The 20,304-nt window shown below is 40.0% G+C and carries 23 protein-coding genes; 19 read left to right on the top strand and 4 right to left on the bottom strand.

What is annotated here, in order from left to right; translation table 11 throughout:
* From F7731_RS25065 to F7731_RS25030, 8 genes are read left to right on the top strand one after another with little or no spacing between them, the layout of a single operon-like run.
* On the top strand, window positions 1-864 hold the full coding sequence (locus F7731_RS25065) for a cobyric acid synthase (protein ID WP_151537503.1): 864 nt from the start codon (window positions 1-3) through the stop codon (window positions 862-864).
* Complete coding sequence (gene cobS, locus F7731_RS25060; protein WP_151537502.1) at window positions 851-1,642, top strand: adenosylcobinamide-GDP ribazoletransferase; 792 nt, start codon at window positions 851-853, stop codon at window positions 1,640-1,642. The genes F7731_RS25065 and cobS overlap by 14 nt, the downstream gene beginning before the upstream one ends.
* On the top strand, window positions 1,600-2,205 hold the full coding sequence (locus F7731_RS25055) for a histidine phosphatase family protein (protein WP_151537501.1): 606 nt from the start codon (window positions 1,600-1,602) through the stop codon (window positions 2,203-2,205). The genes cobS and F7731_RS25055 overlap by 43 nt, the downstream gene beginning before the upstream one ends.
* Window positions 2,157-2,588, top strand: coding sequence for a bifunctional adenosylcobinamide kinase/adenosylcobinamide-phosphate guanylyltransferase (locus F7731_RS25050; RefSeq protein ID WP_151537500.1), 432 nt, complete (start codon window positions 2,157-2,159; stop codon window positions 2,586-2,588). The genes F7731_RS25055 and F7731_RS25050 overlap by 49 nt, the downstream gene beginning before the upstream one ends.
* A gap of 47 nt (window positions 2,589-2,635) precedes the next feature.
* The gene (locus F7731_RS25045) at window positions 2,636-3,220 is read left to right on the top strand and encodes a cob(I)yrinic acid a,c-diamide adenosyltransferase (RefSeq protein WP_151537499.1); all 585 of its coding nucleotides are present in this window, start codon (window positions 2,636-2,638) and stop codon (window positions 3,218-3,220) included.
* Entirely contained in the window at window positions 3,221-3,715 is a 495-nt protein-coding gene (locus tag F7731_RS25040; RefSeq protein ID WP_151537498.1) for an ECF transporter S component, read from the top strand.
* Window positions 3,712-4,434: an ATP-binding protein gene (locus tag F7731_RS25035; protein ID WP_151537497.1), complete on the top strand. Its 723-nt coding sequence runs from the start codon at window positions 3,712-3,714 to the stop codon at window positions 4,432-4,434. The genes F7731_RS25040 and F7731_RS25035 overlap by 4 nt, the downstream gene beginning before the upstream one ends.
* Window positions 4,428-5,036, top strand: a complete 609-nt coding sequence (locus tag F7731_RS25030; RefSeq protein WP_151537496.1) for a histidine phosphatase family protein — start codon at window positions 4,428-4,430, stop codon at window positions 5,034-5,036. The genes F7731_RS25035 and F7731_RS25030 overlap by 7 nt, the downstream gene beginning before the upstream one ends.
* Window positions 5,037-5,159: 123 nt before the next feature.
* On the opposite strand, the gene F7731_RS25025 is transcribed toward F7731_RS25030, so the two are convergent.
* From F7731_RS25025 to F7731_RS25015, 3 genes are all read right to left on the bottom strand, one after another.
* Entirely contained in the window at window positions 5,160-5,582 is a 423-nt protein-coding gene (locus tag F7731_RS25025; protein ID WP_151537495.1) for an exosporium protein C, read from the bottom strand.
* A gap of 200 nt (window positions 5,583-5,782) precedes the next feature.
* Window positions 5,783-6,073, bottom strand: coding sequence for a YxcD family protein (locus tag F7731_RS25020; protein WP_151537494.1), 291 nt, complete (start codon window positions 6,071-6,073; stop codon window positions 5,783-5,785).
* On the bottom strand, window positions 6,061-6,507 hold the full coding sequence (locus F7731_RS25015; RefSeq protein WP_151537493.1) for a hypothetical protein: 447 nt from the start codon (window positions 6,505-6,507) through the stop codon (window positions 6,061-6,063). Before F7731_RS25015 ends, F7731_RS25020 begins: the two co-directional genes overlap by 13 nt.
* A 327-nt stretch (window positions 6,508-6,834) precedes the next feature.
* Here F7731_RS25015 and F7731_RS25010 point away from each other — a divergent pair, with 327 nt between their 5' ends.
* The 11 genes from F7731_RS25010 (at window position 6,835) to cshA (ending at window position 19,725) form a co-directional block, all read left to right on the top strand.
* Complete coding sequence (locus tag F7731_RS25010) at window positions 6,835-7,890, top strand: ABC transporter substrate-binding protein (RefSeq protein ID WP_425482042.1); 1,056 nt, start codon at window positions 6,835-6,837, stop codon at window positions 7,888-7,890.
* Window positions 7,880-8,707 carry an alkaline phosphatase family protein gene (locus F7731_RS25005; RefSeq protein WP_151537491.1) on the top strand — a complete coding sequence of 276 codons (828 nt, stop codon included), beginning with the start codon at window positions 7,880-7,882 and terminating at the stop codon, window positions 8,705-8,707. Before F7731_RS25010 ends, F7731_RS25005 begins: the two co-directional genes overlap by 11 nt.
* A gap of 117 nt (window positions 8,708-8,824) precedes the next feature.
* Window positions 8,825-9,661 (top strand): ABC transporter permease, encoded by an 837-nt coding sequence (locus F7731_RS25000; protein WP_151537490.1) that lies wholly within the window; start codon window positions 8,825-8,827, stop codon window positions 9,659-9,661.
* Entirely contained in the window at window positions 9,658-10,437 is a 780-nt protein-coding gene (locus tag F7731_RS24995; RefSeq protein WP_151537510.1) for an ABC transporter permease, read from the top strand. The genes F7731_RS25000 and F7731_RS24995 overlap by 4 nt, the downstream gene beginning before the upstream one ends.
* A complete protein-coding gene (locus F7731_RS24990) occupies window positions 10,434-11,438 on the top strand; it encodes an ABC transporter ATP-binding protein (RefSeq protein WP_151537489.1) in 1,005 nt (334 codons plus the stop codon). Before F7731_RS24995 ends, F7731_RS24990 begins: the two co-directional genes overlap by 4 nt.
* Window positions 11,435-12,223, top strand: a complete 789-nt coding sequence (locus F7731_RS24985; protein WP_151537488.1) for a DeoR/GlpR family DNA-binding transcription regulator — start codon at window positions 11,435-11,437, stop codon at window positions 12,221-12,223. Before F7731_RS24990 ends, F7731_RS24985 begins: the two co-directional genes overlap by 4 nt.
* Window positions 12,217-13,224, top strand: coding sequence for a histidinol phosphate phosphatase domain-containing protein (locus tag F7731_RS24980; RefSeq protein WP_151537487.1), 1,008 nt, complete (start codon window positions 12,217-12,219; stop codon window positions 13,222-13,224). The genes F7731_RS24985 and F7731_RS24980 overlap by 7 nt, the downstream gene beginning before the upstream one ends.
* A 321-nt stretch (window positions 13,225-13,545) precedes the next feature.
* Entirely contained in the window at window positions 13,546-14,628 is a 1,083-nt protein-coding gene (locus tag F7731_RS24975; RefSeq protein ID WP_151537486.1) for a D-alanine--D-alanine ligase, read from the top strand.
* A gap of 335 nt (window positions 14,629-14,963) precedes the next feature.
* Window positions 14,964-16,337, top strand: a complete 1,374-nt coding sequence (locus tag F7731_RS24970) for a UDP-N-acetylmuramoyl-tripeptide--D-alanyl-D-alanine ligase (RefSeq protein ID WP_151537485.1) — start codon at window positions 14,964-14,966, stop codon at window positions 16,335-16,337.
* Between the two features lie 451 nt (window positions 16,338-16,788).
* Window positions 16,789-17,487 carry an alpha/beta hydrolase gene (locus tag F7731_RS24960; RefSeq protein ID WP_151537483.1) on the top strand — a complete coding sequence of 233 codons (699 nt, stop codon included), beginning with the start codon at window positions 16,789-16,791 and terminating at the stop codon, window positions 17,485-17,487.
* A 765-nt stretch (window positions 17,488-18,252) separates the two neighbouring features.
* Window positions 18,253-19,725 (top strand): degradosome RNA helicase CshA, encoded by a 1,473-nt coding sequence (gene cshA / locus F7731_RS24955; RefSeq protein ID WP_151537482.1) that lies wholly within the window; start codon window positions 18,253-18,255, stop codon window positions 19,723-19,725.
* Window positions 19,726-19,789: 64 nt separating this feature from the next.
* Here cshA and F7731_RS24950 read toward each other — a convergent pair whose 3' ends face one another.
* The gene (locus F7731_RS24950) at window positions 19,790-20,200 is read right to left on the bottom strand and encodes a VOC family protein (RefSeq protein ID WP_151537481.1); all 411 of its coding nucleotides are present in this window, start codon (window positions 20,198-20,200) and stop codon (window positions 19,790-19,792) included.
* Window positions 20,201-20,304: the final 104 nt, after the last annotated feature.

The raw sequence follows: 20,304 nt of genomic DNA, 5'->3' as shown, positions 1-20,304 counted from the left end.
ATGAAAGGGATTATGATACAAGGAACGGCATCTGATGTAGGAAAAAGCCTGATTACCACCGCTCTTTGCCGGGCATTCGCCAATGAAGGCTTTAAAGTAGCTCCATTCAAATCGCAGAACATGTGTAATTTTTCATATATAACGCATAATGGCAAGGAGATTGGCAGATCTCAGGGGATTCAAGCTGAAGCTGCCAAAACGTCTGCGAATGAATGGATGAACCCCATCCTGCTAAAGCCAAGGCCCAATCAGCTTTCAGAGGTTGTGCTGCTCGGGAAATCGTTAGAAACAATCCCGGGAAAGAACTATCGGGAGTTATTTTACGAAAAAGGGATTCAAACGATTGAAACCGCTCTTGAGAATTTAGCGGAAGACTATGATCTGCTAATCATGGAAGGGGCAGGGAGTCCGGTAGAAATTAATTTAAAAGATAAAGAACTTGTCAATATGAAGGTAGCGGAAATGGCGGATGTTCCAGTCCTGTTAGTGGCAGATATTGAAAGAGGCGGTGTCTTTGCCAGCATTGTTGGCACATTAGAGCTGCTTACCGCTGCTGAAAGGGCAAGAGTAAAAGGGTTAATCATTAATAAATTTCGCGGGGATCATCACCTATTTAAGGATGGTGTCAAATGGCTGGAGGAGAAGACAGGCATTCCCGTTCTAGGCGTGCTGCCGTATGTAGAGAACCATATGATCGCAGAGGAAGATTCTTTATCGGCTACTGAAGCCGTTGGACCAACCTACCCTAATGAAACAAACGATGAAATTTATGATGAGCTTGCCGCGCGTCTACTAAAGCATCTTGATTGGGAGAGGCTGAAGGACATTATTTTTAACTGGAGTAAAGCTGATGAAGTGGGTTAAAGGCTTACTCATCAACCTGCAGTTTTTCACATCCATTCCGATCCGTTTAGAACTGCCGATGGATAAAAACCATCTTGAAAAAGCAATTAAAACCTTCCCATTGCTCGGTCTCATCCAAGGTTCTATTTATGCGTTGATACTGTATGGCTTTCTTCATTGGACACCATTTTCGGCTTTAACGGCCGCCTTTGCCGTCTGGCTTGCTGGGATCATCTTGACTGGCGGCATTCATCTGGATGGGTGGATGGATGCGAGTGACGCATATTTTTCTTACCGTGATCAGAAGAAAAGGCTTGAGATTATGAGTGATCCGCGGACAGGCGCCTTTGGTGTTTTGTCTGTCATTGTTTTATTAAGTGCCCGTTTTCTTTTTATATATGAGATAGTCCAGATGGCGCAAGCTGCATCTTATCTGTTTATCGCATTGGTGCCTTTTTTCAGTAAAATGGTGATGGGTGAATTGATTTTAAAGGTTCCAGCTGCAAAAAAGGAAGGCTTGGGCACGCTGTTTAAAGAGGCATCTAATGAAAAGACACATTTTATTTATCCGTTTTACATTCTAATTTTACTGGGCGTCGGCGGAACTTTTATAAACGAATTGGCTTTAGGGGTTTTATTCTTTATTTTCGTATCGGGATTGACTTTTCTGTTTTTGCAGAAGAAAGTCATCCGCTGGTTCGGCGGAATGACAGGGGATGTTCTCGGTGCAAGTGTAGAGGGGACGGAGGTGCTGTTATGGATGACGTTGTGGCTATTTCATTATTTCGCCATGGGCTGACGGAGGCTAATAAGCGCCATGCTTATCTTGGTTGGTCAGATTCTCCATTATGCCAAAAAGCAGGAAGGGTTGAAAGGCAATATGATTTCCTTTTTTCAAGCGATTTAGGACGATGTTTGGAAACGGCTAAAATGCTATTCCCTGATAATCAACCTCATCCTCATTCCGAGTTTCGTGAGATGAACTTCGGCGCGTGGGAAGGAAAAACATATGAAGATTTAAAGCTTGATCCGGAATATCAGACTTGGCTTGCTGATCCCTTTTCTACGAAGCCTCCAGACGGGGAATCGTTTAAAGAGTTTTCCGAAAGAGTGGATAGTGGGTGGAAAATGGTGACGGATGCCATCTTATCCGCCTCACTGAAAAAGGTAGCCATTGTCACTCATGGCGGTGTAATCCGGACTTTTTTATCAAAATGGGCACCAGAAGAAATGGATTTTTGGGATTGGCAAGCGCACCACGGAAAGGGCTATGAACTCATCTGGACTCAGGACGGATTAAGGAGGGGTGAGCGATGCACTTCGTTACGGGAGGTGCCTTTAACGGCAAATCAAACTGGGTAACTGAATATTATCAATTAAAGGCGGTTCCTCACCTATGGATTTCCGGTTATAAAGATGAAGGGATTCCCGAGGATTTTCCCCATCATCAAATCGTCATCCTTGAGGGAATCGAAGTCTGGTTAAAACAATTAGCAGCCCAATACGAAATCGGTCAGGCGCGAGCAAAATGGCAGCAATATCTTACCGAATGGCGTAAATGGGAAAATGAGGATCCACGCCGGAAATTAATTTTAATCGGAACAGATATGAATAAAGGAATTGTTCCGATGTTTGCAGAAGTACGTAAATGGCGAGATTTAACTGGCTGGGCCTATCAGGATACCGCAAAAACAGCGGAACAGGCAGAGTTAATTTGGTATGGAGTTAGTCAGCGGATTAAATGAGTATTTCGGGAAAAGCGATTATAAAAAAATATAAAGGGGTAGTGACAATGAAAATTTACACGCGTACAGGTGATAAGGGAAAAACAAGTATTATCGGCGGCCGAGTTGAAAAGGACGATATTCGTGTCGAGGCATATGGAACAATTGATGAAGTGAACTGCTTTGTTGGGCAGGTGATGTCACAGCTGGACAAAGAAAAGTTTAAAGATATTTTAGATGACTTGGAAAAAATCCAGCATGAGCTATTTGACTGTGGCGGCGATTTAGCGAATGTCAAAAAAGACAAAGAGCTAAAGCTGCAAAAAGAATCAGTTGAATACTTAGAGAAACAAATCGACGCTTTTATCGAAGAAGCACCTAAGCTTGAAAGATTTATTTTACCTGGAGGCACACCTGCTGCCGCATCTATTCATATCGCACGCACAGTAACGAGAAGAGCGGAGAGACTAGTTGTTTCATTAAAAAAGGCGGACCCAGAGATTTCTGAAGCAGCCCAGCAGTATTTAAATAGATTGTCAGATTATTTCTTTGCGCTAGCAAGAGTGATTAATTTTCGTTCGAATGAAAAGGATGTGGAATACATTCGCAGTGCAAAGGTTTTTCGTGAAGGGAAACGCAAGGAGGATAAGTAAGTGAAAAGTAGAAAAATAGCTTTTATAGCTTTATTAGTTGCCCTAACGGCCGTTGGTGCTGCCATCAAAATTCCTGCGGTAATCGGCAGTGTGGCATTGGATGCTTTTCCTGCCCTGCTTGCCGCAGCCATTTTAGGCGGACCTTCTGGTGCTATCGTTGGTGCGATGGGTCATCTGCTTTCGGCTTTCATAGGCGGAATGCCAATGGGTCCGTTTCATGGAATTGTTGCGGGTGAAATGGCTATTTTAGCTTTTGTCTTTGCTGTTCTTTACCGCAAAGGGTTGAAATGGCAAGCAGGTGTGTTATTTGTTCTAGGGAATGCATTTGCAGCTCCCTTGCCGTTTATGTTTTTAATGAGTAAGGCCTTCTATTTTTCCATTGTTCCATCGCTTTTTATCGGAGCAGCTATAAATACTGTGTTCGCTTTAATTTTAATCCCGAGACTAGCTCGTTTAATTGAGCCCATGCTTTCAAAAGTGAGAACACATCAATGAGAGATGTACTAATCTTTCCTTTTAATGGAGAGGAAGCGGTAGTAGTTGCGAGTGATAATAGCGGAGGAATCGGATTAAAGGAAATGGATGCAGTCCATGTCCCTTATGAAACGGTTGCTTACTTTAGCTTCCGGGTAGCAGTAATGGAATGTATGGCTGCAGGAGGAGCTCCTTTCGCTGTTACGATCCAGAATTTTTGTGGAGAAAACGCTTGGACAGCATTAATCGACGGAATTAATCGCGGGATAGAGGAGCTTTCCCTTGAGAGGATTCAGATTAACGGGAGCACGGAAAGCAATTTTTCCCTTCTCCAATCAGCTATTGGATTAACGGTTCTTGGGAAAAAGCAGAATGGCGCTGAAGAACATCGTGTGGATTTTACAGAGGATTTGGCTATCGGTGTTATCGGTAAACCTTTATTAGGGAATGAGGTCATTGAGCATGCATCAGAAGTTGCTTCGCTATCTCTGTTTAAACAGCTCAATTTCATGGATGATGTTACCCTTTTGCCTGTTGGTTCCAAAGGGATACTCTATGAATTGAATCAATTATTTTGGAATCGGACTTTTGAGGATTCTGAAATAGATACAAGTCTAGATATTCATAAATCATCGGGACCGTCCACTTGTTTCCTTGCTGTTTTTAATCAGGAGAAAGAAGCAGAAATCAAAGCGGTTGCTCGTCTGCATTTTCATAAGGTTGAGGTGATCAAATGTTAAATGTATATGTGATTAGACATGGGGAAACCGAATGGAATACGCAAAAAAGGATGCAGGGCCGATTGGATTCTTCCTTGACCGAAAAGGGAATAAAGGACGCGCGATCATTAGGTGAGAGACTGAAAGATACAGATTTCGTGCGAATCATTTCTTCTCCCAGCACTAGAGCGATGGAAACGGCTAAGCTTGTTAGTAGGAAAAATCCTAAATTAATTGAAACCGACGAAAGATTAATGGAGATTCATTTAGGTGATTGGCAAGGGAAAGTGGAGGGAGACATCCAAATTGAGTACCCTGAAGAGTTTCATGCTTTTTGGAATCAGCCTGAGCTTTATAAAAGTCTAGACGGAGAAAACTTTTTCGATGTTAAAAAGCGGATTGCCGATTTTTTTATGGAGCTAGTGAAGAGCCCGCCAACTGGAAATGTTCTCGTTGTTACACATGGAGTGGTGATCAAAGCACTTTATCTCCTTTGCAGAAATAAGCCAATTGAAGAGATATGGAGCCCACCTTTTATCCATGGCACAAGCCTAACAATCATAAAAATGGATAATGGAAAGATGGAACTATTATTGGAAGGGTGTACTGACCATTGCCGCTAGACTTGCCTGAAGGTGAGTCTAGTTTTTTGTTGTAGTCATTGATAAAAGAGTGTTGACCATGCCAACACTCGACTGCCTGTTATACAAATAGCATCGATGAAGATTACGTGTAATAGCTATTAGTTACCTCTTAACTGCTAAACCGCTAAAAGAAATGGGTCCAACAACGTTTGCTGTAGTGTTTCCGGTAATATTTTCAGCAGTAACTTCATAGACGTGGGACCCAGCTCGTAGGTTGGTATCAATGGCTTGAAAAGTAATGGCGTAGTTTTGTTCTGAGCCTGCTGATTCTATTCCTGTTTGAGTATTAAAAATTTCTTCCCCATCACGAAAAATTCTAAATAAAATTTGAGCTATACCTGTAATTCCTTCTACGCCTACAGTTGCAATTAGCTCTACATGATTATTTCTTGTAGCAATAGACGGGATATTAATTCGAATCGTGGCTAAAGGGACACTTTGTGGAGCTTGTGGAATGATAAAACCCTTTGCTGGATTAAAACTGTTTAAAGGTTGTGTTGCTTGGAAATCAAGGACGCGAACCAAATTATCATCTCCTTAAACAAGATATAATAAGGTATGTTTATTTATCATGAATTGTGACAAGCTTTTACGGGAGTAATAATCGTGGCCTGTCAAAGAAATGTCGTATCATAAACAATTGAAATTTAAAAAGATGACCCCTGTTTAAACGTTTAAACAGAGATCATCTTCAAGTGATAGTCAGGGAGTATATGGTTCTCATTTTACTCGTTAATTTTTGCAATAATCCCTTCTTCATCGTCTAGCACTAATTGAATTCCTGCATACGGGTCTCTATTCAAAAATTCATCAAGCCATAAACGGAGAGCCTCAATGATATTTGCAGTAATTAAAACTTGCTTTCGTCCGTCAACAAAAGCTTCCGCAGAGAATCCATAATCGTCATCATACATTAATTCAACTTCAACCTCTTCAGGCCGCACTTGTTTTTTACGAGAAATATAAACGCAAATCGCATTTATAATATCTTGCTCAAAAATAGTTAGCCTCTCCATGGATTCGGATCCTGATCTTTCTTATTGTTTTTGAAAAAGGCAAAGATTTTGCGAATGATTGAGATTAAAACGACAATCGCCAGAACATTGATGATAAGCCCTAGGATCGATCCTAATGCTCCCATATTAGCAAACAGACTTCCAAACAGTAATCCAGCAAGCCCACCTAACATTAAACCTTTCATTAGGCCTCCAGACATGAATCCACCCTTAGGATTCGTTGTATTTGCTGGCTTCTTTGCGGCAGAAGGCTCTGTTTTTTTATTTTGAAAATTAGAATTGTTAGTTGATTTATTGTTATTGATGTTAAAACTTTTCTTTCCTGATTTGTACCCTTTTGCTTCTACAGTTGTTGCATGATCTTTGAAAACAATGTTCCCAACAGGCGAAAATATAAGCGCCGTTGTAAGTAATGCAGCTAATATCTTTTTCATTTCATATTTCCTCCATTTTTTTGAGCATACTGCTATTTTTGTTAGTCTAAGCTAACTCTACTATACTATATCAAATTTCACACCATCTTCCACTTACAAATATCTTTTTCGATAGTTACCTCTATTTCAACTTAATCAAATGTGGGATGTAAATGATTTGTAAATTGAAATTTACAAAGGCTTAGTGTTTGAAGGGTTTTTGCTTAATATTTGTTTTGTATATTCATAGTGTAATACAAAACAAAAACAAACATATTTAGGAGGAAAATGACCATGTCTTGGATTCGTAATTGGAAAAAAGGAATTATCGGTGTCATGACTATTTCTATGTTAGCAGCTTGTTCCTCAAACAATAGTAATAATGGTTTAAGCGCAGGAGAAGAAACGGATTATAACCAATTGACATTGGCTCAAATAGAAGAAAAAGCAAAAGTAGAAGGTAAAGTAAATTCAGTTGGGATGCCGGACACTTGGGCAAACTGGGTGGAAACATGGGATGAGTTAGGAACAAAGTATAATTTACAACATTCGGATACAGATATGTCCAGTGCAGAAGAGCTAGCAAAATTTGCAGCAGAAAAGAAAGATGCAACAGCTGACATTGGTGATGTTGGAATCGCCTTTGGGCCGATAGCAAAAGAGCAAGGTTTATCGCTTGCATATAAAACATCTTACTGGGATGACATTCCAGCTTGGGCAAAAGATGATAATGGAGACTGGATTGTTGGATATACAGGCACGATGTCTTTTATTACCGATAAAAATAATGTGAAAAATGCACCAACATCTTGGGCAGATTTAAAAAATGGAAATTACAAAGTTAGCATAGGGGATGCCCTAACAGCAAACCAAGCCCAATTTGCTATTCTAGCAGCTGCCTATGCATTCGGCGGGAACGAAAAGAATATTCAACCAGGTATTGATTTCTTTGCAGAATTAGCGAAACAAGGCCGATTATCTGCTGGGGATCCAAGTGTTGCTAACTTAGAAAAAGGCGAAATTGATGTTGCTTTAGTTTGGGATTTTAACGCACTAGGCTATCGTAAACAAATTGATGAAGCGCGTTTTGACGTAACGATTCCAGAAGAGGCTTCTGTTACATCTGGTTATGCCACTATTATTAACAAGTACGCAAAAAATCCGCATGCGGCGATGTTAGCTCGTGAATACATTCTTTCTGATGAGGGGCAAGAAAATTTAGCAAAAGGATATGCTCGCCCAATTCGTGAAAACGTTAAGTTATCAAAAGAAGTTCAATCTCTTTTATTGCCAAATGAAATGTATAAAAATGCTCAACCAGTGAGCGATCAAAAAGCTTGGGAAGACACAACGAAAAAGATTCCACAAATGTGGCAAGAGCAGGTGTTAATCCATGTCAAATAATCGCTTAATCATGATCGTTATTGATGCGTTACGTTTTGATACAGCATGTTCACATATGGGATTTATGCAGCATTTGGTTGAACAGGGAAAGGTCGCGCGTTATGAAGTGAAATCGGAAGTCCCTTCGCTATCCCGACCGTTATACGAAACCATTTTAACTGGAACGCCACCTTTCGTTCATGGAGTTGTCGGCAATGGAGTCATTCGATTATCGACGCAAGAAAGTCTGTTTCATTTAGCAAGACGCAGCGGGAAGAAAACCGCTGCAGCTGCTTATTACTGGGTAAGCGAACTTTATAGTCATGCGCCTTTTCGACATGGAATCGATCGAATTCAATTAGACAAAGATGCACCTATTGAAAATGGACTGTTTTATTTTGAAGATCATTACCCAGATAGTCATTTATTTGCCGAAGCACAGTGGCTTGTTTCTGAAAAAAATCCGGATTTTCTCTATATTCATCCGATGAATGTAGATGATGATGGACATAAATATACAGCGGATTCGGTTCAATATCGCAATCGTGTTTTGGCTACAGATGACCTATTGGCACAGACGTTGCCAATTTGGATGGACCTTGGTTATGACATCATCGTAACAGCTGACCATGGGATGACGGCTGATGGAAATCATGGCGGGAATACAATGGATGATCGTCATGTTCCGTTATTTATTGCCTCTAATAAAGTGAAACCGATTATACAAGAGCAGGTCGTTTCACAGCTGCAATTGGCACCACTTGCCTGTCATTTACTCGGAATCGATCCATCTGAAGCAATGGTTCCTCTGCTCATGCCGGGGCTAGTCGATCAATAATGTGAAAAAACTTCTATCAATGGGGGTTTTCCAACATACAGGAGATGGCTTCAGCGGCCATCCCCTCATTGATGGTTAGTTGAACTAATCTGCGATAAAAAGGGAGACATCATGATTATGAATGGAAAAAAAAGCGTACTTCTCATATTAGTCCCGTTCGCTTTATTGATGACGTTCTTTTTTCTCGTCCCGCTCATTTACATGTTGGTGAGCAGTTTTTCTAATAGTCAAGGCTTTACGTTAGAACATTATCAAGAAGCGTTATCAAGCTCTTATATTTTACAAGGGTTTAAAAATAGTTTCGCTTTGTCTATCGTTTCAGCATTCATTGCCCTCGCCGTTTCTTTACTTGGGGTGTTTGCGATGACATATTTTCCCGAACAGATCCGCGAAAGGTTATTGATTTTGTCCAATTTAACTTCTAACTTTGCAGGTGTTCCGCTTGCTTTTGCATTTATTGTATTACTTGGAAATAGCGGACTTTTTACATTAGCACTTCATTCGTTTGGTTGGGACCTATCCTTTTCGCTTTATAGCTGGTCAGGGCTATTACTCATTTATATTTACTTTCAACTTCCTCTGGCAATTATGCTTTTATATCCGATATATCACGGAATACAGCAACAGTGGAAAGATGCCGCTGCGTTATTAGGCGCCTCACCGGTTGTATTTTGGCGAAAAATCGGTCTGCCTATCATATTTCCTGGAATTGCAGGAACGTTTACCATTTTGTTCGCCAATGCGATGGGTGCCTACGCATCTGCTTATGCTTTAACGGGGAGTAATTTTAACCTAGCGGCTATTCGGATCGGGGCATTGATTACAGGAGATATCTTTGCTCAACCGGAATTAGCGAGCGCGATTGCCGTTCTACTTGGTTTGATCATGATTATTGTTATGTTGCTTAGTGAGTGGCTCGTCAAAAAAACGAGAAGGGATTTGTTGAAGCGATGAAAAAGTTTACAGTCATTATGCTCACCCTGATCGGAATATATTTAGCTTTGCCGATTCTCGCAACAGCTTTGTATGCATTTTCAACAGAATGGAATAAAACCATTTTACCGGAAGGATTAACGTTCGAATGGATTGGTGCGCTCTTTCAAGATGCTCGCTTTATCGAAGCGTTCGGCCGATCTGTTCTTCTTTCTGGAGGAGCGGTTGTCATTTCAATTTTGTTTATTGTGCCGGCGATTTTCGTGATCGTCTTATACTTTCCAAAGTTAGAAAAGTGGTTTCAGGCAAGTATTGTGATGGTGTACGCCTTCCCAGGTGTTATTCTAGCAGTTGGATTAATTCGATTTTATTCAGGAACAAGTATGCCAATGACACTAGCTGTGATTGGAGTATATGTCATTAGTGTCCTCCCGTATATGTACCAAGGAACACGAAATAGCTTGAGGAATGTACAAGGACGTCAATTAATGGATGCGGCAGAATTATTAGGTGCTTCAAAAATGGACGCTTTCCGTAAGGTGTTACTTCCATCAGTATATCCGGGGTTATTCGTATCAGCACTGTTATCGTTTTCCGTCTTATTTGGTGAATTTGTTTTGATTAACCTTGTGGTTGGTTCTCGTTTTGAAACCGTGCAAATTTATTTAATGGCGAAATTAAGTACAAGTGGTCATATTGCGAGTGCAATTGTGTTCTTATACATCGTGTTGATGGGGATTTTGACGATGGTGATGGCAGTATTAACGAATAAAGCGAAAGGGATGACGCGCGCATGAGTCATGTATTGTTAAAAGACGTTCATAAGCAATATCAAGATACAAATGTTCTTACTGGAATTGATATGAAAATTCAAGATGGTGAATTTGTGACGTTACTTGGACCAAGTGGCTGTGGAAAAAGTACGATCTTGCGCATATTATCCGGTCTAACAGATGCGACTGGCGGTACGGTGATGATCGATGGAAAAGACATGAAGAACATTCCTCCTAAAAAGCGCAAAGTGGGTATGGTATTTCAATCATACGCACTTTTTCCGAATATGACAGTGTTTGAAAATGTTGCATTTGGTTTAAAAATGAACAAAAAACCAGCCAATGAAGTGGAAGAACGTGTAGAAAGAATGTTAGAGCTCGTTGGTCTACAAGAAAAGAAGAAGGCGTATCCGCATGAGCTATCCGGCGGTCAGCAGCAACGGGTCGCACTTGCTCGTTCACTTGTTGTTCGTCCGAAAGTATTGTTGCTTGATGAACCGTTAAGTGCGCTTGATGCGCAAATTCGGAAGCATTTGCAAGTCGAACTGCGCACGATTCAACGTGAACTGAATATGACAATGATTCTTGTTACACATGACCAAGAAGAAGCAATGTCTGTTTCTGATCGCATTTTCGTCATGAATAAGGGGAAAATTGCGCAAGAAGGAACACCATCTGAAATTTATACAAGACCAAAAACGGAATTTGTCGCCAATTTTATTGGCAGATACAATGTTTTTTCAAAGGATCAATTAGGAAATCTATTTGGAAAAAATTTATCGATGTCTGCAGATAAATACGCGATTCGCCCTGAATCGATTCATATACAATCACAACCCTCCTCTTACCCATTACGAGCAATTGCTGGTGATTCTGTTATGAATGGAAATGTGATCAGGACAACATTTTATGCCGACGACAAGCAATTTACGACGGAACAATTACATCATCGTGCTCCTACTTTTGTGCAAGGGATGGAGTATCAATTATTTGTGGAACCAGAGGATGTTATTGCTTTATCATGAATGAAATAAAAGAAGAACGACAGCGTTTAATTATTCAATGGGTGAAAGAGGAGAAGCGAGTATCCGTGGCAAAAATGGCGTCAGAGTTTTCTGTGACGCCAGAAACGATTCGCCGAGACTTGAACGAGCTAGAGAAGCTTGAACAGTTAACTCGAGTACACGGGGGAGCTGTTCTGTATACAAGACTAGAAGAAGAACAAGCCTTTTTACGAAAGCTTGATATCAATCGGATCGAAAAAGTACAAATTGCTTTAGAAGCGATATCACGTATTGAAGATGGAGATACGATTGCGATCGATGTTGGAACGACTACGGTTCATATGGCTGATTTCATTCAAAATTTGCATAATTTAACCATTGTAACGAATTCGATTGCTGCAGCCGATCGGTTTAACCAAGCGATTGAAGAAAAGCGAGTGACAGGAAAGGTAATCATGCTCGGTGGGGTATCGAATCCCGCGCAATCCTCTGTCTCAGGTGCCATGACACTTGAGTGGCTAAGTCATATGCATTTGGATAAAGCGTTCATTTCCTGTGGTGGAATGGTGGCAGATACAATCTATGATTATGATTTAGATGAATCGCTCGTTTCAGCGAAAATGATGGCGTGCAGTAAAAAGTGTATTTTGCTCGCTGATTCATCGAAAATAGGTGTTCCTTCATTTTTCTCTTTCGCTCAGGCGAACCAATTCGATGAAGTCATAAGTAATCAGCTTTGTCCGAAAGAATGGAAAGAATGGTACACGAAATGGACAATCGCAAAGGGGAGTCAAGTGGAATGTTAATCGATTATCACGTACATCTTGAAGAAGGACCATATTCGTTTAGCTGGCTTGAAAGAACGGCGAAAGCTCTTGGATATTTTCAACCAAATGTATCACTTGAACATGGGTCGAAAGCAAAGATTGAATACGAAATGAATCAGCTATCCAAACGATTGAAAGCTGGCTGTTATAGTCAGGAATGGTTGGACTTATATTTGAAAAAAGCAAAAGAAGTTGGTTTGAAGGAAGTTGGAATTGTCGATCATTTGTATCGTTTTCAAGAAACGAAGAACTATTTTGAAACCGCGTTGAATTTAGACCCATCTGATTCAATTGGCGCATTGCAGTCATATTGGCTGAAAAATGTCATGACGGAAAAAATGGACGAATTCGTTGAAGTCATTTTAGCAGCAAAAAAGCGCTGGGAAAATGAAGGCGTCTCATTAAAGTTAGGCATTGAAGCGGATTATTTTGTCGGGCAAGAGCAGGAGCTTGCAGCCCTTTTAGAAGGAAAACCATGGGATTATGTGATCGGTTCTGTTCATTTTGTGGACGGATGGGGATTTGATAATCCACAAACCGTATCTCACTTCGAAAAACAAGATTTAACCGAGTTATATACACGTTTTTATGAAACCGTTGAAAAAATGATTCGGTCAAAGATGTTTGATTTTGTTGCCCATTTAGATAATTTAAAAGTATTTAACTTCAAAGTAAACAATGAATCTTTTAATCAAAAATGGTATGAACGTATAGCAGATGCACTATTAGAAACAAATACGGCTACAGAAGTGAACGCGGGTCTATATTATCGCTATCCAGTTAAGGAAATGTGTCCATCTGTTGATTTCCTAAAGACAATTGTCAAGAAGGGTGTCCCCATTACCCTTTCTTCTGATTCACACTTTCCAGACGATCTTGGCAAATATGTAGCAGAAAACAAGACATTGTTACAGCAATTAGGCGCTTCAAATCTAGCAACCTTTCAGCAAAGAGAACGAATTATGGTACAGATCCAGTAATATGGGTCTGTTTTTTGATTAGAAGGAATTACTCTCTTTTCAAAATTAAATTATCGAAATTCCATTATTCGGAAAACACCTTTTTAACAAAATTGAAATAATAAAATAGTTTTTCGACATTCTTTTTTGAGATAAAATAATCTGTAGTTATTATGTGAAAACAAAATTTAGTTTCCACCCATGATGTTTTTACATACATATAAAGTAATGGGCGAATGTTTGAAAAATATTCCTCGATAAATCACACCTTAATCACTCCCTTTCTTAATTCACTAAGTGGTAAAATAGGAAAGTGATTGAGAATGGAGGTTCACATTATTTATGAAAACGAAAGTTGGACTATTATACGGCGGGAAATCCGCTGAACATGAAGTTTCTATGCAAACAGCTATGGCTGTCTTAAAGGCGTTAGACCAAGAGAAGTTTGAAGTTTATCCTATATATATATCAAAAGATGGCGCTTGGAATAAAGGACCCCAGCTAACAGGACCTGTTGAAAATGTGAAGGAGCTGGCGTTTTCCAACTTGGATGCACTTCCTCCTACGGCTTTAGCTCCTGCATTGTTTAAGGCTACAGAAGATGAAAAAGGCTCATTCGATGTTATCTTCCCGCTGCTGCACGGACCGAATGGAGAAGATGGCACGGTTCAGGGCTTGCTTGAACTACTTAATCTTCCTTATGTTGGGAACGGCGTGCTTTCATCATCAGCTGGAATGGATAAAGTGATAATGAAAAATATCTTTGCTCAGGCAGGCCTTCCTCAAGTGAAATATGTTTGGTTTATCCGCAGTGAATGGGAGAAGGATAATGAGGAAGCATATAAAAAGGTTGAAAGTGAACTTGGCTATCCATGCTTTGTCAAACCGGCAAACCTTGGTTCAAGTGTAGGGATTAGCAAATGTACGAATCGATCAGAGTTGGAAAAGGCATTTTCTGAAGCATTCAAATTTGACCGTAAAATCATTATCGAAGAGGGCGTGACGGCTAGAGAAATTGAGGCTGGTGTCCTTGGCAATGATCACCCTGAATGTTCTGTTGCCGGCGAAATTGTTCCGAAAAAGGAATTTTATGATTATAAAGCCAAATATGAAGATGGCAACACTGCATTAATTATTCCGGCTGAAATTACAGAATCAGAGTATGAGCAGCTAAAGGAAATGGCCATTCGTGCATTCAAATCACTTGACTGTTCGGGACTAGTGAGAGCGGACTTCTTCTTAACACGAGAAGGAAAATGGTATATTAATGAGGTTAATACGATGCCTGGATTTACGCCATTTAGCATGTTCCCGCTGCTTTGGAAGCACACTGGGGTTGAGTATCCACAGTTAATTGAACGCCTTGTTAATTTGGCTATTGAAAGACACAACGAAAAGCAGCATATTAAATATACGATGGAATAAAAAAAGCGGAAGCGCCTTGACTAATTAAGGACCGCAGACTTAAGTCGCCACGACCTGCGGCAACGTCTGCATGACCCACATTCTGTGGGCCGCAAGCACAAGACAAGATGGCGAGTAAGTTGCTCTTTAACCTACTTGACGGATTGGCTTGTGACCTTGAGCCCTTAGGCGCTCCTTCAAAAGCTAACGCTTTTACTAGTGCGGTGATAATACTGCCGTAGCGTTCCTTGTGGAGCTGGAATAAGCAGTTGGAACACGGCTTTTTGCCGTGTTTCTTCTATGACTACATGTTAAGATAAAGAATGCAGATCGTTCGTTAGCCAAGGAGGTTCGAAATGATAACAAAAACAGTTAAACAGATTTCGGAAATGATCAAAATTGAAAATGATCTTTCTGAATTTCAGAATATAGAAGTGCGCGGTTTAAGCATAGATTCTAGAAAGATTGAACAAGGCAATTTATTTGTCCCTTTTAAAGGTGAAAACTCTGACGGCCATCGCTTTGTAGAGGAAGCGATCCAAAAGGGCGCTGCGGCAGCTTTTTGGCAAAAGGATGTGCCGAATCCGCCATTGCATTTACCGATATTAATCGTTGAAGATACGCTGTTAGCCTTGCAAGAGCTTGCAAGAGCTTATCGAAATATGCTTAATGTTCGCATTGTCGGCATTACCGGCAGCAATGGGAAAACGACAACAAAGGACATGACGGCCAATCTCCTTGCGATTGAATACAAAGTTCAAAAAACAGAAGGAAATTTTAATAATGAAATTGGCTTGCCATTAACCATCCTGGCTTTAGAAGAAGATACAGAAATAGCTGTTTTGGAAATGGGGATGAGCAGTAGGGGAGAGATTGATTTTCTAACCCGACTCGCACGACCTGAGGCAGCGATCATCACTAATATTGGGGAGTCCCACCTTCTTGACTTAGGTTCGCGAGAGGGAATAACTGAAGCAAAGCTAGAAATTATCAATGGTCTTCAGGAGAATGGCTTAGTTACTTATTACGGGGATGAACCGCTTTTAAGTGAAAAGTTATTAGATTATAAAGGCAATATAATGATTAAAACATTTGGTAGAAGGGGGATAAATAATATCTACCCTGTGGATATTGAACAAAATGATAATGGGAGCGTCTTCAGCACGAATGTGTCAAATAGCGAATTTAAGCTTCCTGTTTTAGGAACACATAATGTTTTAAACGCTTTAGCCGCGATGACAGTCGCTAACCAATTTGGTGTGCCATATGAAAAAATGAACGAAGGCTTCGCCAAGCTGAAATTAACAAATATGCGAACAGAACTACTGCAAGGCAGAAAAGGCGAAAAAATCATCAATGATGCCTATAATGCAAGCCCAACCTCGATGCATGCAGCAATCGAGCTTCTTTCCCATCTTCCAGGCTACAAAAATAAAATTCTCGTTCTTGGCGACATGCTTGAACTAGGTCCAGAAGAAAAGAATTTTCATCTGAAGATGGGCGAATCCATTGATCCTAATAAAATTAACTATGTCTTAACATTTGGCAAGTTAGGAGAATGGATTGCTGAAGGTGCAAGAAAGAAATTGCCAGCTGATCACGTATTTTCATTTACTGAAAAGCAGCTGCTGATCGAAAAAATTGAAAAACTCGTTGACGAGGAAACAATTGTTTTAGTCAAAGCATCAAGAGGCATGAAGCTAGAAGAAATCATAGCTGCCCTGCAATAAACTGGCCTTGGAATTAATTTTGTAAAATAGTTTTTTTACTCATACTGTATTATATAGAAAAAAATCCCTGTTCCATGTGAAACAGGGATTTTTTCAATAACTTAGCCGGATAAATTGAAGGATAACAAATAACAATCCTAATAGAATTGGAGAGAGTGCTAAAACTGTTAGACTGCCTGCACTGTTTATATAGTGTTCAAACGGATTTTCTGCCGGAGAGCCGAGATAGCGAAAGGTGCGCTCCAATCGATTCCTTTTTAACGGGATATCAGGAATCTCAAATTGGTCTGAATCTTTTAACTCATATACAAATAAGGGAGACGAAAGGTTCAAACAAAGTTTCAGGTCAGTGAATCCCTACCTTAATATTACCATTTCGAAAATTAGCATTGTTCAAAATCAAGGGTGTAAAATAGAATTAATCTTTCAATTTTTACTGGCGGTGATTTATGTGATTGGATGTTTATGCATACATGGTTTTACAGGGGCTCCTTTTGAAGTAGAGCCTTTGGCAGACTATTTAAGGAAACGGACAAATTGGGAAATCGCAGTACCAACACTGCCTGGACATGGAGATACATTAAGTCTAAAAGGCATAGAATATAAAAATTGGATTGAACATGCGGAACGAGAATTACAGCGATTAATTGCAAAATGCGAGACTGTATATGTTATTGGCTTTTCGATGGGTGGGTTGATCGCAAGTTATTTAGCTGTCCATTATCCGGTTACAAAACTGGTATTATTAAGTGCGGCGGCTTATTATTTAAATCCAAAACAGCTTTTTTTAGATATCGGCGATATGGTAAAGGACGCCTTACGGGGACGTATTTCTGAAAATGAAATGTTTACAAGATACAAACGAAAAATTAAAGCAACTCCTTTCACAGCAACTTTACAATTTCGCAGACTCGTTTCTACGGTTAGACCGATTTTAAACAAAGTAGAAATTCCTACTTTTATCGCCCAAGGAGAGTGCGATGGCGTCGTTCCACCAAAGAGTGCTCAATTCCTTTATCAGAGCATTGGGGCTTCGGCTAAAAAACTTATTTACGTAAAAGAATCTAGGCATCTCATTTGTCATTGTGAGGAAAGTGAAAATCTCTTTTCCGAAATTCATCACTTTTTATTGAGAGAGCCTATTCAATAAGGGCTCTCTAATCTGTTAAAGGACACAACTTGGTCAAAAGCGCCAAAGTATGTCCTTAAACAAAGCAATAAAGGACACAGATTGCTAGAAAGCGCCAAAGTATGTCCTTAAACGAAGCAATAAAGGACACAGATTGCTAGAAAGCGCCAAAGTATGTCCTTAAACGAAGCAATAAAGGCCACAGATTGGTAGAAAGCACCAAAGTATGTCCTTAAACACAGCAATAAAGGACACGGATTGCAAGAAAGCGCCAAAGTATGTCCTTAGACGAAGCAATAAAGGCCACAGATTGCTAGAAAGCGCCAAAGTGTGTCCTTAAACGAAGCATTAAAGGACAAAAATTGGTCGAAAGTGCCGAAGTATGTCCTATAACAAAGCGTTAAAGGCCACAGATTGATCGAAAGGATCTAAGCTTGTCCTATAACTCTAGCTCCAGTGCCTAGCTGGATAATGCCAGAGACCATGTCAATTTATAGTCGAAGTTCCTTGATAAGGCGCTTCCGCATTTCTCTTCAACACTCATTGCAAACAAGCTCTTATAGTGGTAGAATTATCACCAAAGTGCCTAGAGGACTTCAATTGAAAACTGGACATACTCCCGTTGGAGAATGTCTTTTTTCACTTTCAAATAGGATTTTTATAGGGTGCGGAAATTATTTTCATAAAGGCTTATATATTTGTTTATTGTGAAGAAGTGCACTCAAATTTATATTTCATGAGGACCCATCCCAGGGTAAGTTTTATTTTAGAAGGAGAATGAATATAGTGACAAAGTTTCAAGATTTGGGCATTAGCCCTGCAACGATGAAATCCCTAAAACGAATGGGATTTGAAGAAGCAACACCTATTCAAGCGCAAACGATCCCGTTAAGCTTAGAAAATAAAGATTTGATCGGACAGGCACAAACAGGTACGGGAAAAACAGCAGCGTTTGGTATTCCGATGATTGATAAAATTGATCACGAAAAAGATGTAATTCAAGGTATTATCATTGCTCCTACTCGTGAGCTTGCTATTCAAGTTTCAGAGGAGTTATACAAAATTGGCTATGGAAAAAGAACGAGAGTCCTTGCGATTTATGGTGGACAAGATATTAACCGCCAAATTCGCGCTTTAAAAAATCGCCCTCATATTATTGTTGGGACTCCTGGACGGGTTCTTGATCATATTAACCGTAAAACCTTGCGCTTAGATAATGTGCATACTGCTATTCTTGATGAAGCGGATGAGATGTTAAATATGGGCTTTATCGAGGATATTGAGTCCATCCTTGCGGCAATTCCAGCAGAGCGCCAAACGTTATTATTCTCTGCTACGATGCCGCCGCCAATTCAAAGAATGGCTGAGCGTTTCATGAAGGATCCACAAATCGTACGTGTAAAAGCAAAAGAAGTAACGGTTCCTTTAATTGAACAATTTTATTTAGAAGTTCAAGAGAGAAGCAAATTTGATATTTTGGCAAGACTTCTTGATATTCAGTCTCCTGAGCTTGCCATTGTATTCGGCCGTACGAAGCGCCGTGTCGATGAGCTTGCAGAAGCACTGAATTTAAGAGGGTACAATGCTGAAGGCATTCATGGGGACTTAAGCCAAGCAAAGCGTATGTCTGTCTTACGCAAATTTAAAGAAGGCTCAATCGATGTTCTTGTTGCTACGGATGTGGCAGCTCGCGGACTTGATATTTCGGGTGTTACACATGTGTATAACTTCGATATTCCACAAGATCCAGAAAGCTATGTACACCGCATTGGCCGTACAGGCCGTGCTGGCAAATCGGGAATGGCAATGACTTTTATTACGCCGAGAGAAAAGTCTTATTTACAAGTTGTTGAAAAAACAACAAAAAGAAAAATGGAGCGCATGAAGCCGCCGACAGTAGATGAAGCATTAGAAGGTCAGCAAAAGGCAGTTATTGAGCGCATTTTGCAATCTGTTGAAGCAAACAACTTGCAATATTATAAGCAAGCAGCAGAAGAATTATTAGAGCAACAAGATGCAACGATTATTGTTCAAGCTGTCTTAAAAATGCTTACGAAAGAACCAGACACAACTCCTGTGAAATTAACAGAAGAAAAACCGCTGCCATCTAAGAGAGACCGCAGACCTGACGATCGCAACAGATCTTACGGCGGTCAAAGAGGAAGACAAAAAGCACCGGTAAGAACGCGTCAAGGTTCTTCATCAGGGAAACGATACAGCAATAGCAACAACCGAAGCAATTCGAATAACTATCGTTAAGTAAGGGGAGAGCATGCAAAGGCATGCTCTCTTCATTTTTTTATTCAAAAATAGGAATGGTGCATTAAGACTTTGTCATATTTAAATCCCAAATAACTCCAAAGTCATCCTTCACTTTTGCATACTTTGCTCCCCAAAATGTATCTTGAAGCTCCATTAGCACATTGCCTTTCTTGATAAGACGGTCATATACTTTTTGTATTTCTTCTTCGGATTCAAGTTCTAGGGCTAACGAGATGTGATTACCAATTTGAACGGAATCATTTGTGAATGAATCTGAAGCCATAAGGAATAAATCATCTTTTCTAAATTGAGCATGCATGATTTTGTCATCTGCTTCAGGAGGGGTTGGATAATCGGCATCACCAAATGTTTGCAAATTCGAAATTTCACCTTCAAAAACTTCTTTATAATATTCTAGAGCTTCTCTGGCATTTCCATTGAAATATAAATATGGTGTTGCTTGACCTTTCATATGTACCACACTCCTAATTAATTATAATCCCTACCATAATTACCATTGTATATAGTTTATAAACAAAAATAAAGAACGGATGTTCCTGTCGATAAAAATATTTT

This window comes from Cytobacillus depressus (assembly GCF_008923245.1).
In the GTDB taxonomy this organism is placed as follows: domain Bacteria; phylum Bacillota; class Bacilli; order Bacillales; family Cytobacillaceae; genus Cytobacillus; species Cytobacillus depressus.
The sequence above is the reverse complement of the archived record's forward strand: the minus strand, read 5'-3'. Positions and strand labels throughout refer to the sequence as shown.